Genomic DNA, 13,077 nt, shown 5'->3' with positions numbered 1-13,077 from the left:
GTCAGGGCTTGGCTGCGAAGGCGGAAAAGCCACCGGTCGCAGATGCAGTGATGGTGACAGGCTCGCTGGTCTTGTTCTTCCAGTACCAGCCATGCGTACCGTCGAAGGGGGCTGTGAAAGATCCGCTTTCACCGGCCGACGTGCCCTTCTCGTAGCTGGTGTATTCGCCTTCAGCCGCGTTGAATTCCTCGCCATGCAATTCGTAGCGGATCTTCGCGCCATCGGTTTTCCAAGCGTAGCGCATCGCGCTGCCGGCGGTCATTACTGCCTTAATCTCGCGCCCTTCGTTGGGCTTGAGCGTAATGACGACCTGGACCGGTTCACCCGGGGCAGCCACGGCCGGCTTGGACGCCATTGGCGTAGCCTGTGCGGACGACGCCACTGGCGCGGCATCATGCTCAGCCTGCTTCATCTCGCCCATCGGAGTGAGACCGAGAGCGCCGCCGACGCCTGTCGGATCGACGCCATATTCCGCAGGCAGCACGGTCGTCACCAGGATCACCGCAGCAGCGCCAAAGGCGATGAGTGTAGCCCGATTCAGTTGGCCAAGGGTGGGCAGTTCGCCCGGCATGGGCGAGTGGGGTCGGGTCATGAGGGATCTCCAAGGTACAGGCCGGCGAGTTGATAGCCGGTGAGAACGAAGCCGGCGGTCATCAGCACGACGTTCGCGGTGAAGGCATGTTTGGCGAAGCTGCGCGTGCGCCGCCAATATCCCATGATGATGAGGATGGCCGACAGAGCCAGGATCTGGCCCATCTCGACGCCGACGTTGAAAGCGATGAGATTGGTGATCAGGCCATCAGACGATAGCGCGAAGTCCTGCAGCTTCGTCGCCAGGCCGAAGCCATGAAAGAAGCCAAAGATCAGCACGGCCGCCTTCGTATTCGGCTGGAACCCGAACCAACGCTGAAACGCACCGAGATTGTCGAGCGCCTTGTAAACGACCGACAAGCCGATGATCGCATCGACAAGATAGGCGCTAACATTCGTTCCCAGCAGCACCCCTGCGATCAGGGTCGTGCTGTGACCGATAGCGAACAGCGTGACATAGGATGCCACTTCGCGCATCCGGTAGAGGAAGAAGATGACGCCGAACAGGAACAGCAAATGGTCGTATCCGGTGACCATGTGCTTGGCGCCTAGATAGAGAAACGCCCCTATCTGAGGGCCGGTCGTTTCTTCGATATAGCCTTTGTCGCCTTCCGCGACGCCGTGAGCCAAGGCCACATCGACGACGAAAAACGCCAAGGCTGTAAAGACCGCAGCATAACATGCCCACGGTCGAGCCAGTCTGAGTTTCATATAGATATCCGTATGGTCGCCAGCGCCTCGACGCCGGCAGATCAGCACCAAGTGCGAGACCAACGCCTCGCACTGCCATGCTTCAGGATATCGATGGCGGCTCGAGTAACGGAGCCATGATGAACGGCGCCATGAAAGGCTGGCGATGCGCGCCGCTATGGATAGCCTTCCCAGTCGGGACAGGTTTCAGCCCATGGTCATCTGGCACGCGATCACCGACTAGATGAACGTGACCGCCTCCTGTAGCGCTGCCCGGCTCCTCATGGTTTTCTGAAAAATGTTGATGCTCTGTAGTAGCCTCAACGGATGGTCGGTCGCTTTTGTGGAAATGCTGTGACACGGTCAGCAGCGAGCCGTGTGAGATCATCATAGCGATTACAAGCAGGACAGAGAGGAATGGATAAGTTCGCATTCGTCACTCCTTCCTTCTCTCATTCATCCAAACGGCCATTCAACGGGCGGCAAACCGCACACACGATAGATTATCGCGAATGATTCTCAACAAAATTGCGAGCGTCAGATGACCTATTCTCGTCACGAACCAAGTCGTCGGCTAGTTCTACAGGGCTAAGGCCCAACGGCTTGCCCGAGGTGCAGGTGCGCTCCGGCCGGTCTGTTTCGCTGATGCGCAGGACGCGATTGGTGATCGTAGCTGTGATGCCTTCCCCGACATAGGTCAGCCCTTGAGCCGGAGCAGTCAGGCGGATCGGCTGCGGTTGCGCGGGTCCACTCAGGATCATCACCAGTCCCTCATCGCGGTACGCCGCGTGGAGAAGGGAGCCATCATTGCACTGAAATTCATGATGAGCTTCGCGATCGCTGAGCAGCGCCTGGTCGTCGGCGCTGAGTTGGCCATTGCCATCGCCAGATGAGCAAGCCCCGGCCGCCAGCGCCGCCATCATTACGATAGCCAGCTGGCCTGAGCGGACAGAAAATCGAGAACGTTCGTCAAGGAACATGGCACTTTCCAATCCTCGAGGGTCTGGCGTTGAGCAAATCATAGATGAAGCAGGCGGCAGCTCCGCCGCCGCCTGCCTTTCGATTAAGCAGTTGCCGGTTCGGAATTACCCGACGACTCTTGCGCCTGTTTCTTCTTGAGGCGCCCCATGAATGCCGTGATCGCCGGCAACACGAGCAACGTCAGCGCCGTCGACGTGATGAGGCCACCAATGACCACCGTGGCAAGCGGTCGCTGCACTTCAGCCCCTGTCCCCGTAGCGAGGGCCATCGGCACGAAGCCGAGACTTGCCACGAGCGCAGTCATCAGCACCGGCCGCACGCGCTCCATCGCGCCGCCGATGATCGCCTGATCCTCCTCTGCCCCATCCTCTCGATATTTGCGGATGGCGCTCATCATGACGAGGCCATTCAACACCGCGACACCGGAGAGAGCAATGAAGCCCACCGCAGCCGTGATGGAGAACGGAATTCCGCGCAGCAGCAGAGCGAAAACACCGCCCGCGAGAGCCATGGGCACCGCACTAAACACGATCGCTGCTGGGATAGCGCCACCCAATGCCATGTAGAGAAGTGCGAAGATCGCGGCGAAGCAGATCGGCACCACGATCAGCAGACGCAGACGCGCCGACTGAAGGCTTTCGAACGTGCCGCCCCAATCGGTGTACATGCCAGCAGGCAGTTGGAGTTCGCCAACCTTCTGCTGCGCCTCTGTGACGAAGCCGCCCAGATCTCGGCCACGCACGTTGATTTGCACGATCACCATACGCTTGCCATTCTCGCGGCTGATCTGGTTCAGCCCTGATGTGAAGCTGAACCGTGCCACCTCGCGGAGCGGGATGGACCTTGCCACCTGACCTTCTGGGGTAGGCAACATCACCGGGATGGACCCCAGCGTTTCCAGATCATCGCGCTGCGCATCGGGTAGACGGACCACGACCGAGAAGCGACGGTCACCTTCGAACAGCAGCCCGGCTTCCCGGCCACCAAGAGCAGCCGCCACGGTATTGGCAACCTCTTCGACCGAAAGGCCGTAACGCGCGACCGCCAGTCGGTCGATCTGCACGTCAAACGTCGGCGCGCCGGATGTCTGCTCGGCACTGACATCGCCGGCACCGGGGATCTTCCGAACCACCGCAGCAATGCGCTGCGCCTGCTGGCTCATCTGATCGAGGTCATCGCCATAGAGCTTGATGGCCACGTCAGCCCGAACGCCCGCGATAAGCTCGTTGAAGCGCATCTGGATCGGCTGCTGGATCTCCGTCCGATTGCCGATCAGCGGCTTCATCCTCGCTTCGATCCGCTTGAGGATATCGTCCTTGCTCTTCACATCGGATGGCCACTCACTCTCGGGCTTGGGGATGACATAGGTGTCCGAGGCATTTGGCGGCATGGGATCGGTGCCCAGGTCCGCGTTACCGTTCTTGGAGAATACGAGAGCCACTTCCGGCAGCGTCTTTAGCGTATTCTCGATCCGCAGCTGCATCTCTGTCGACTGGTCGATCGAGGCCGACGGCACACGGAAGTTCGTGACCGTGATGTCCTTCTCGTCAAGCTGGGGCATGAATTCTTCGCCCAGCAGGCCGAAGCACAGGACGGCTGCCAGGAACATGCCACCGCCGGCCGCAATGAACGGCAAGGGACGCGCCACGGCTTTCTTCAGGAGCGGCTCGTACTTTTCCTTGAACCAACGGATCGGTTTCACTTCCGTCTCGCTCACCTTCCCCTTGATCACGATGGCGATCATCGCAGGGATAAAGGTAATCGAGAGGATGAAGGCCGAGGCCAGAGCAATCATGAGCGTGACCGCCATCGGCGAGAAGGTCTTGCCCTCGACACCCTGGAAGGTCAGTAACGGCACAAACACGAGGAAGATGATGAGCTGCCCGTAGACGGTCGGTCGAACCATCTCGACCGCAGCCTCCGTCGTCTCGCCCAGCCGCTCCGACAACGTCAGCAGACGCCCTTCATGCTCCTGCCGTTCAGCGAGCCGTCGCAGCGCATTCTCAACGATGATAACCGCGCCGTCGACGATCAGACCGAAGTCGAGCGCACCAAGGCTCATGAGGTTGCCGGATTCCCGAATGGCGTTCATGCCGCTGGCCGTCATCAACATGGTCACCGGAATGACCGCCGCCGTGATCAGCGCCGCGCGGATGTTGCCCAGCAGCAGGAAAAGCACCACGATGACGAGAAGCGCGCCTTCGGTCAGGTTCTTCTCGACCGTCGAAATGGTCGCATTCACCAGCTTCGAGCGGTTATAGACCGGCTCGGCAAAGACGTCTGGCGGCAGACCCTTGTTGATCTGCGTGAGCTTCTCCGCCGCGCTCATCGCCACGATGCGGCTGTTGTCGCCCACCAGCATCAGGACGGTCGAGATCACAGCTTCGGATCCCATGCGGCTGCCGGAGCCGGTGCGGACCGCGCCACCGATAACCACTTCACCGACATCACGCACGCGCACCGGCACGCCGGCACGGGTCGCAACGACCGCCTCCTCGATTTCCTCAATCGACTTCAGGCGCGCATCGGCGCGAACCAGGAAGCTCTCCCCGGCCCGCTTGATGTAGTTGGAGCCTGCCGACAGGTTCGCCCGCTGCAAAGCATCAGCCAGTTCCGTCACCGACAGGCCATAGGTGGCCAGCGCGTTGAGATTGGGCTGCACCAGATACTGCTTCACGAAGCCGCCGTTGGAATCGACGCCGGCCACGCCTTTGACATTGCGCATTTGCGGACGGATGATCCAGTCCTGCACGGTGCGCAGATAGGCCGCCTTCGCCAGTTCGGTGGTTAGTCGCTCGCCTTCAGGCGTGAGGTAGCTGCCGTCCGACTGCCAGCCAGGCTGGCCATTGACGATCTTGACGTTCTTCCCATCGGGATGACGAAATGCCACCGAGTAGAAGAAGATTTCGCCAAGGCCGGTGCTGAGCGGCGCCAGATTGGGCTGAACGCCGGAAGGCAGACTATCCTTTGCCTGCGCAAGACGTTCGGTGACCTGCTGACGAGCAAAGAAGATGTCCGTGCTGTCCGTGAAGATCGCCGTCACCTGGCTGAACCCGTTACGCGTGAGCGACCGGGTCATGGTGAGACCTGGAATGCCGGCAAGGGCCGTCTCGACCGGATAAGTCACCTGCTTTTCCATGTCGACCGGGCCGAGCGTGGGATTGAAGGTGTTGACCTGCACCTGACGGTTGGTGATGTCCGGCACGGCGTCGATCGGCAGCTTGGTGATCTGCCAGCCGCCAAATCCGACAATGGCGAGTGTCAGGAACAACACCGCCCATCTCATCCTGACGGATAGACTGAGGATGCGCGCAATCATTCTGCCGACTCCTTCTCAAGCTCAGCCTTGAGGAGGAAGGCGTTGGTCGTCGCGATCTGCTGCCCCGCCTTCAGGCCAACCGCAATCGCAACCATGCCGCCACTGCGACTGGCGACCTGAACGGTCTGTGCCTTGAAGCCCTTGGGTGTGCGGACAAAAACCACTGTCCGTTCGCCGACTGTCTGGACTGCATCCTGCGGCACCGTAACACCGCTGGCACCCTGGCCACCGCTGGCGAAGATACGTGCCTGCACAAGCTGTCCCGGAGCGATCGCGCTGCCACCACCGCTCGGGGTGATGACGACTGTGGCTTGCCGGGTCTGCGCGTCGACAACACCGGTCGCCGAGCGCACACGCCCTTCCACCTTCTGGCCGTCGGACGTCGTGAGTTCCACCCGATCGCCAGCCTTTACCCGGCCAGCGTCAGCCACAGGAACCGCGGCCTCGATCTGGATGCTGCGCGGATCTGCAACCCGGAACAGTTCTGTCTCCGCCTGGACGAACGAACCCAGACTTGCTGTTGCCGATGTGATCCGACCAGAGACCGAGCTCACGACAGATACGGACCGACCATCGCCAGCAACCCGTGCTGCACGCGCAGCCGCGTCCGCCTGGCGCGCTTCGGCCCGAGCTACCGCCAGATTGGCTTCGGCCGTTTCATAGTCCGCCCGCGCCGATACACCTTGCGCGAGCAGGCTCTTCTCGCGGGCTAATTGCCGCGCAGCGAGTGTCGCGCGCGCCGCCGCGGTCCCCCGATCAGCCGCGATTGCCGAGGCATCACGACTTTCCACCAGCGCGATCGCCTCACCGGCCTGAACCGTATCACCGATACGCTTGAAGATGCGCGTCACCGTGCCTGGCGCTCGCGCGGTTAGAACAGCCTCGGCATCAGGCGTAGCTTCAACCGTGGCGCTCGCCATGACGATCCCCGAGAGACTGGAGCCGGAGACAGCTTCAACCGAGATTGCCGAGGTCTTGATGCCGTCCGCAGTGATTTCCAAGGTATCGGCAGGCTGGGCCTCTGCTTCCGCAGCGCTTTCCTCAGCCACCGGTGCGCTGGGCGCTGTCATGCGTGCAACGCCGAAGCCGGCCAGTGCCGCCAGAATGAGGCCGACCGCAGCGCCGGCATAGAGTGTGTTGTCGGACTTCATTGGACGGGTTCTCCGGTGATGGTGCGGCCCTCAAGCCGTGCAAGGCTGGCGCGGGCATCGAACTGGGCAGCGCGGGCATCGAGCACCACGCCGCGAGCAGCTCCCAGGCCATGGCGGGCAGCTAGCAATTCGATCAGCGGGGACTTCCCCGCTTCATAGGCGATGCGTGCAAGCCGGTAACTTTCTTCGGCCGTGGACAGCGTTCTATCCGCAGCCGCTGCTCTGGCGTCTGCCGCTTCGTTTAGGGCAAGCGAAGCCTGGATTGCAGCCTCGGCCTCCAACCGGGTTGCCGCCTCCCGTGCCTGCGCGCCGCGCAGTTCGGCCTGCGCAGCGTCGATGTTGCCGCGGTTCCTGTCGAAGAGCGGGAATGGCACGCTCACAGCTGCCAGCAGAGCATTCGCGTTATCGACCTCAAGCCGTCTAACGCCGACGGACACCGTCACATCAGGAATGGCCTGCCGCTTGGCGGACGTCACCCGCCGCGCGGCGGCTTCTGCGTCAGCTTTCGCTGCCAGATACGGCGCCGTCTGCGTCGGGTCGATGGGCCCCTGCCCCTTCATCGGCGCCAACCGGTCCAACATGGGTTCGGCAAGCGTCGAATAAGACACCGACTGACCACTGAGCGCAGTCAGGCGGGAATAGGCGCCAACCCGCTCTGCTTTGGCCGTATCGACGACAGCCCTTAGCGAATTCACTTCGGTTTCAGCCTGAAGGCCGCGAAGCCGGGCTTCCTTGCCCGCTTCAACCAGAGCGCGGGCGGCCTTAAGATCCGCTTCTGCTTCTTCCAGTTCATCTTCAGCCAGCCCGATCCTGCGATCGGCGACTTCAGCGCCAGCATAGGCACGCGCCAGTTCATATGCATAGGACAGCCGGCCGTCACGCGTACGCGCCTGAGCAGCGACCACGCCTGCTTCGCCTGCCGCAATGCGAGCGGAGCGCTTTCCGAAAAGCTCAAGCGGCTGGTTTACCTGGAGCGTGTTTTCCGCACGACCGAAGCGGTTGTAAGGGCGTTGCCCCCCCACATTCTCCGTCATGACGCTCACGGTCGGATTGGGATATGCGCGTGCCTGCCGTGCCAATCCTTCGGCTCGATCTACTTCGGCTTCGAGCTCCAATTGACGTGGCGCTTCGCTGGTTTGCCGAAAAAGCTCGGCAAATGGTGGCGCGACTTGCGCGCTTGCAGCCGTGCCACCCGCCATAAGGCAGGTCGCAACGACCGCGCCGGATACCGCAATACGCGGCAGCCGGCCTCGAAAGGCTTGCATTGTGTAATTCCCTCGTAGGTCTGATCAAAAGATGCGCGCAGATGCGCGCCAGGGATCAGACCTCGGGTGGTCTCAAGAGAGAGGCTGGCCCCGTGGAACCCAACGCGGCAGCGTGGAACAGCTCCCAACGCCCAGCGACCGGCGCAACATCTGCAACTATGACGGGCTGCGACGGGAGATCTGTCGACTGATGCGCGGCATGTGCAGCAATGTGCATCATGTCTGCCAGGTCAGGCTGGTCCTTCGACTCATGCCGGTCATGGTGATGATCGTGATCGGCGACGCTGGACGCGACCTGCTGGGCCGCATGCGCCTGAGGTAGGGTGTCATGCCAAGTGGTCAGCAGGGTCACACCCAACAAAGCGAGCAGGCCGCACAGCGTCGACACGCGCCGACGCCATATAAGCGCCGTGCTGTTACGCCGGGATGAGTGCAATGCTCGCATGGCGCGCACGCTATCTTCGTCACATGCGCTCGGCAAGCCGGATCGACCGAAAGAACGAGTCATGATCTTGGCCAATGCTGATGAAGATCGTCGATCACATAGGCGTGGCCAGCGCTTTGGCCATGCTTGTCCCGAAGGTGGGGATGGTCTGCATCAAGATCGACGTGATCATGCGGAAGTTCGTCAGGATCCGCGCTCGGCCACAGCAAATAAGCAGCGATCACACCAAAATGCGCGATGATCGACATGGCAATGAACGTCATTACCTGATTTTCTCTCGCGCCAAGCTGGCCAGCAAGCGGATAGCAGATCAACCAGCTTCCGTGGCTCAGGGCGAACTGCGCCGCAAAGAGTGCAGGCCGATCTTCCGCATTGGCCGACCTTTTCAGTAGCCGCCCCGACGGGGTGACACTCATCGAATAGGCCATACCCAGGACAAACCAACCCGCGAGCAGTATGGACCAATAGTTGGAAGAACTGCCGAACCAGTGCGTGAGGGCACCCATGATCGCAAGCCCCCAAGCCAGCACTGCTGCGGCAGTGATCATGATCGAGCGGTCGGATATGCGGTCGAGAATACGGGGCAACCCCAGCGCAGCGAGGATAGAGCCTCCACCAAAGGCTGCCAGCGTGAAGGCAACGTCCCGCTGGCCAAGGCCAAGCTGGTCCCGCACAATGACAACAGTGTTGACGATCACCATCGAACTCGCCGCCGCCGAAGCAAAGGTCAAAGCGAGAAGGCCGCGCAGCCGTGGCGTCTTGAGGTAAATCCGCATGCCCCTGGTGGTCTTGGCATAAATGCCAGTGCGCACCTCCTTACGGTTGAGCGCTCGAGGCAAGGTGGTCGACAGGACCAGAATGGCCGAACCGACGAAACCGACCGCCGTGCCCGAGAATAACCAGTGGAAGTTGATGACAGTCAGCAAGGCAGCCGCGAGCATCGGGCTCGTCAGGCTTTCCATATCATAAGCCAGCCGCGACAGGGCGAGCGCCTTGGTATAGTCGCGCTCTTCCGGCAGGACATCGGGAATGGTCGCCTGAAAAGTGGGCGTGAACGCTGCCGATGCAGACTGAAGCACGAAGATCAGGACGTAGATCTGCCAGATCTCGCTGACGAACGGCAGGCAGATCGCGACGGCGGCGCGCAGCACATCCATCGTGACGAGAAAGGCGCGACGCGGCAGCCTGTCGGCAAAGGCGCCTACGACGGGAGCCACACCAATATAGGCGATCATCTTGATGGCCAGCGCGGTCCCCAGCACTGCGCCTGCCGATCCGCCGGCAATGTCATAGGCGAGCAGCCCCAGCGCGACCGTAGCCAGCCCGGTTCCGACCAAAGCCACCACCTGCGCCAGGAACAGGTGACGGTATGTCCGATTGCTCAACACCGAAAGCATTGCATGACCTCATCACGAATCATCCTCCCCGGGGGGATATGAATGAGGCTTGCAGTATCCCCCCGGGGAGGATACTGCAAGCCTCATTCTTGGAGTCGATTCTGCATGGCCGATCATCAGCACGAGACGCATCCTGCGATCATAAAGCGATTGAACCGTGCTGGCGGCCACCTGCGCAGCATCGTAACAATGATCGAAGAAGGACGTCCCTGCGTCGAGATCGCCCAGCAGTTGCAAGCGGTCGAAAGTGCGATCGTCAACGCCAAGAAGACCCTGATCAACGATCATATCGATCATTGTCTCAGCCATAGCCAAGACAGCGGCGGCGTCTCCAAGGCCGTTGAAGAATTCCGGGCAATCTCACGATATCTGTAACGCCATTTCTGTTATAGGCCTCCGAGCGCAACCCGAACTGAGCATGTGAGCCAAGGCGACATGACACAGCTGATCCGCTGCATAATGCTGACAGTTCTGGCGATCCTCGCTCAAGGAGCGGCTGGAGCCGCCCTGCCGCACGCGCCGCTTCAGGGACATCATTACGAATATACCCATACCGATCCAGTAGGTAAGGCGCACACTGAGCCGGCGGATCTGGTTGATGGGCAGACGGACGAACTTCCTGACGGTTCTCACCGTCACACCGGTCATCACACGCACGGATCAGCAGACGACGTCAGGATAGCTGGTGTAGGCGACCGGCACCGCCGTATTCTCAAGCGTCAGTTCCGTCGGTCTGATGACCAACAGCTGACGATCGTCCCCTCCCCTCCGCTGCTAGAGCCGCCCTCCGCCTGATGCCGCAGCGCCCTTTTCGCAGGGCGCCCGACCTTCCGATTGGTCTGACCTGCCAGTCTGACAGCGGCTGTGATGCTTTACGTCCGCCGCTGCCTTCGGCACGTTCGAAAGGCATCTTCTGTGGTAACACCGCATTCTGGCGGGCGTCCTTTGCGTCCGCACCCACCTGCTATCGTGCTCGGGCTCGATAGCGCGATCAATCTCAGCATCATCCGTGAACTCGGCCAAAAGGACGTGCCGGTCATCGGCGTCGGTACGGCCGCAACCTCAATGGCTGCAGCCTCACGACATTGCTCGCAAGCCATCATCCGTCCGGCCGGGCCAATCATGTCCTGGATGCCCGACATCGTACGTCGCACGGGCGCGATGGCACTATTTGCTGTGTCCGAAACCGATTTGCTGCAACTGGCGTCAGGACCAAAGTACATCGGCAAGTGCCAGGTTCTGACGCCCCGCTTGGAGCAATTGCAGCGGGCGCTCAGCAAGAGCGACACACTGAGCGCAGCCAGAAAGCTCGGGTTCGACGTGCCGCAGACATGGCAACCTCGAGCCGGCGAAGATTTCGCCGCGCGGATCGCTGAGCAGACCTTCCCCGCTATCGCCAAGTGGGACAACCCAAATGACATCCTCCCCCTTCTCGAAGAGGCTGGCCTCAAATGGGAGAAGGCAGAGTTCGTCAGCAATGCCGGCCAACTCGACCGCTTGCTTGATCGCTTCCAAACAATAGGCCGCTGGCCCCTGATCCAGTCCTATTGCGATGGCGTGGGGCTTGGCCAAATGCTCTACATGAGGCGTGATCGCGCGACCCTGCGCTTTCAGCATGTGCGCCTTCATGAATGGCCGCCAGAAGGCGGGGTGTCGACGCTCTGCTACAACGAGCCACTCCATCAGCATCAAGCCCAGATGAAATTGTCGGAGCGCCTGCTTCAGGAATTGGAGTGGGAGGGCCCCGCCATGGTCGAGTATCGCTATGACGCGGCACGGAAGCGCTATTGGCTCATGGAAGTAAACGGCCGCTATTGGGGCAGCCTCCCGCTCACTCGCCATTGTGACACCCTCTTCGCCTGGGAAGCCTATCGACGTTCGGTCCTGGGCCAGGTCGTTGACGCGCCGGTGGGCCGGCAAGACATAATTCAGGCACGCTATATGATTCCGGAAACCAAGCGGCTCATGCGCCTGCTCATCAGGCGCTCTCGCGTTAATGAGCGCGTCGCTGAATATAGCCGCCTGCAGGAGCTGCGATCCTACCTCGCGGACTTCGTGCGCCCGAACATGCGCTACTACGTCTTTGACAAGGACGATACCGGCCCATTCTATCAAGACATCCGCAACATGGTCGGGAAGATTTTCAAGGGGGGCCGTCATGACCCTCGTTGAAAAACAGAAGGTCAACGTGCGTCCTGATCGGCTTGAACAGCAACCGGTCAGCGGCCCGTTCAGAAACAGGCTGAAGGAACTCGACGCCCTGCGCGGGATCGCGGCGATCAGCGTGATGCTGTTCCACTACACCTCGATCTATCCCGACTTCTTTCCCGAGCGCCGCAGCATCGGCGTGAGGTTCGATGCCGGAGGCTATGGCGTCTTCCTGTTCTTCGGCATCTCCGGTTTCGTGATCAGTCGCACGCTGGAAAACACCGTGGGCATCGCCGACTTCACCATCAAGCGTGTTGCCCGGCTCTTCCCAGCCTATTGGGCGGCGGTGCTGATCACGACGCTGGTCGTGCAATGGAGCGGGACCGAACGGCTACAGGCGGAATTCGAAACGGTCATGATCAACCTAACCATGTTGCAAGGCTTCTTCTTCGTCCCGTCTGTAGATGGCGTGTACTGGACGCTGACCGTCGAGCTCGCCTTCTACATATGCGCGGCCCTCGCATGGATGGCGCGCAAGCGGGTGCGCATCGAGTACCTGCTTGCTGGTTGGATGGCAGTTGGCGCGATCGCCTCCGTCTCCGAGATAGCGCCGTATCGGGTACAGATGCTCCTGGTGAACCAATACAGCCCGTTCTTCGCCATTGGTGTGCTCACCTACAGAGCGTGGTCAGCACAACGGCGCTATCTCGACCAACTTCCCTATTTCGCGATGGCGCTGGCGATACTGGGCTTCAATGGCGGCGCCGCCTTCCTGATCGCCGGGGTCGGAATTCAGGTGATGCTCTGGCTGGCCATCAACGGCCGCCTGTCCGCGATCACTCATCCTATTCTGCTGTATCTCGGCGCTCTCAGCTACCCGCTGTATCTCATCCACCATCACGCCGGCTTCGTGCTGCTCCGGGCAATCGACCGCGCACAGATAGGCCCCTTCGCGGGGGTCATCGTCACGTCGGCAACGATGCTTGGTCTGGCAGCCCTCCTGCACCACAGCATCGAGGCACCTGCGGAGCGGGCCATCCGAACATGGTGGCTCAGGCGCCTTAGCCCCCAGCCAGTCTGATCGAGCTTC

The 13,077-nt window shown here is 61.0% G+C and carries 12 protein-coding genes; 5 read left to right on the top strand and 7 right to left on the bottom strand.

The window, feature by feature from the left end:
• Position 1 precedes the first annotated feature (1 nt).
• The 6 genes from A0U87_RS24605 to A0U87_RS24580 all read right to left on the bottom strand — a co-directional run bounded on the left by A0U87_RS24605 (position 2) and on the right by A0U87_RS24580 (position 7,997).
• Positions 2–592, bottom strand: a complete 591-nt coding sequence (locus A0U87_RS24605; protein ID WP_037542107.1) for a hypothetical protein — start codon at positions 590–592, stop codon at positions 2–4.
• Positions 589–1,302 carry a HupE/UreJ family protein gene (locus tag A0U87_RS24600; protein WP_050763009.1) on the bottom strand — a complete coding sequence of 238 codons (714 nt, stop codon included), beginning with the start codon at positions 1,300–1,302 and terminating at the stop codon, positions 589–591. The genes A0U87_RS24605 and A0U87_RS24600 overlap by 4 nt, the downstream gene beginning before the upstream one ends.
• 482 nt (positions 1,303–1,784) lie before the next feature.
• Positions 1,785–2,261, bottom strand: coding sequence for a hypothetical protein (locus A0U87_RS24595; protein ID WP_037542106.1), 477 nt, complete (start codon positions 2,259–2,261; stop codon positions 1,785–1,787).
• Between the two features lie 83 nt (positions 2,262–2,344).
• Positions 2,345–5,581: a CusA/CzcA family heavy metal efflux RND transporter gene (locus A0U87_RS24590; RefSeq protein ID WP_137406094.1), complete on the bottom strand. Its 3,237-nt coding sequence runs from the start codon at positions 5,579–5,581 to the stop codon at positions 2,345–2,347.
• Positions 5,578–6,732 carry an efflux RND transporter periplasmic adaptor subunit gene (locus A0U87_RS24585; protein WP_009821108.1) on the bottom strand — a complete coding sequence of 385 codons (1,155 nt, stop codon included), beginning with the start codon at positions 6,730–6,732 and terminating at the stop codon, positions 5,578–5,580. Before A0U87_RS24585 ends, A0U87_RS24590 begins: the two co-directional genes overlap by 4 nt.
• Positions 6,729–7,997, bottom strand: a complete 1,269-nt coding sequence (locus A0U87_RS24580) for a TolC family protein (RefSeq protein ID WP_009821107.1) — start codon at positions 7,995–7,997, stop codon at positions 6,729–6,731. Before A0U87_RS24580 ends, A0U87_RS24585 begins: the two co-directional genes overlap by 4 nt.
• Positions 7,998–8,109: 112 nt before the next feature.
• Here A0U87_RS24580 and A0U87_RS24575 point away from each other — a divergent pair, with 112 nt between their 5' ends.
• Positions 8,110–8,319, top strand: coding sequence for a hypothetical protein (locus tag A0U87_RS24575; RefSeq protein WP_125999564.1), 210 nt, complete (start codon positions 8,110–8,112; stop codon positions 8,317–8,319).
• A gap of 182 nt (positions 8,320–8,501) precedes the next feature.
• Here the strand turns inward: A0U87_RS24575 and A0U87_RS24570 are convergent, their stop codons facing one another.
• Entirely contained in the window at positions 8,502–9,839 is a 1,338-nt protein-coding gene (locus tag A0U87_RS24570) for an MFS transporter (protein WP_004210815.1), read from the bottom strand.
• A gap of 105 nt (positions 9,840–9,944) precedes the next feature.
• Between A0U87_RS24570 and A0U87_RS24565 the strand changes: the two genes are divergently transcribed.
• From A0U87_RS24565 to A0U87_RS24550, 4 genes are all read left to right on the top strand, one after another.
• Complete coding sequence (locus tag A0U87_RS24565; RefSeq protein ID WP_009821105.1) at positions 9,945–10,214, top strand: metal-sensing transcriptional repressor; 270 nt, start codon at positions 9,945–9,947, stop codon at positions 10,212–10,214.
• Between the two features lie 60 nt (positions 10,215–10,274).
• On the top strand, positions 10,275–10,634 hold the full coding sequence (locus A0U87_RS24560) for a hypothetical protein (RefSeq protein WP_125999565.1): 360 nt from the start codon (positions 10,275–10,277) through the stop codon (positions 10,632–10,634).
• Between the two features lie 120 nt (positions 10,635–10,754).
• Entirely contained in the window at positions 10,755–12,011 is a 1,257-nt protein-coding gene (locus A0U87_RS24555; RefSeq protein ID WP_240700633.1) for a carboxylate--amine ligase, read from the top strand.
• Complete coding sequence (locus A0U87_RS24550; protein ID WP_009821102.1) at positions 11,998–13,068, top strand: acyltransferase; 1,071 nt, start codon at positions 11,998–12,000, stop codon at positions 13,066–13,068. The genes A0U87_RS24555 and A0U87_RS24550 overlap by 14 nt, the downstream gene beginning before the upstream one ends.
• Positions 13,069–13,077: the final 9 nt, after the last annotated feature.

Source organism: Sphingobium sp. MP9-4, from assembly GCF_005281675.1.
In the GTDB taxonomy this organism is placed as follows: domain Bacteria; phylum Pseudomonadota; class Alphaproteobacteria; order Sphingomonadales; family Sphingomonadaceae; genus Sphingobium; species Sphingobium yanoikuyae.
The sequence above is the reverse complement of the archived record's forward strand: the minus strand, read 5'-3'. Positions and strand labels throughout refer to the sequence as shown.

What these genes read in the sequence shown, in the direction of transcription:
- A0U87_RS24585 (WP_009821108.1), bottom strand. Translation starts at nt 6,732, where the DNA reads ATGAAGTCCGACAACACACTCTATGCCGGCGCTGCGGTCGGCCTCATT.
- A0U87_RS24565 (WP_009821105.1), top strand. Translation starts at nt 9,945, where the DNA reads ATGGCCGATCATCAGCACGAGACGCATCCTGCGATCATAAAGCGATTG.
- A0U87_RS24595 (WP_037542106.1), bottom strand. Translation starts at nt 2,261, where the DNA reads ATGTTCCTTGACGAACGTTCTCGATTTTCTGTCCGCTCAGGCCAGCTG.
- A0U87_RS24605 (WP_037542107.1), bottom strand. Translation starts at nt 592, where the DNA reads ATGACCCGACCCCACTCGCCCATGCCGGGCGAACTGCCCACCCTTGGC.
- A0U87_RS24560 (WP_125999565.1), top strand. Translation starts at nt 10,275, where the DNA reads ATGACACAGCTGATCCGCTGCATAATGCTGACAGTTCTGGCGATCCTC.
- A0U87_RS24600 (WP_050763009.1), bottom strand. Translation starts at nt 1,302, where the DNA reads ATGAAACTCAGACTGGCTCGACCGTGGGCATGTTATGCTGCGGTCTTT.
- A0U87_RS24570 (WP_004210815.1), bottom strand. Translation starts at nt 9,839, where the DNA reads ATGCTTTCGGTGTTGAGCAATCGGACATACCGTCACCTGTTCCTGGCG.
- A0U87_RS24580 (WP_009821107.1), bottom strand. Translation starts at nt 7,997, where the DNA reads ATGCAAGCCTTTCGAGGCCGGCTGCCGCGTATTGCGGTATCCGGCGCG.
- A0U87_RS24590 (WP_137406094.1), bottom strand. Translation starts at nt 5,581, where the DNA reads ATGATTGCGCGCATCCTCAGTCTATCCGTCAGGATGAGATGGGCGGTG.
- A0U87_RS24550 (WP_009821102.1), top strand. Translation starts at nt 11,998, where the DNA reads ATGACCCTCGTTGAAAAACAGAAGGTCAACGTGCGTCCTGATCGGCTT.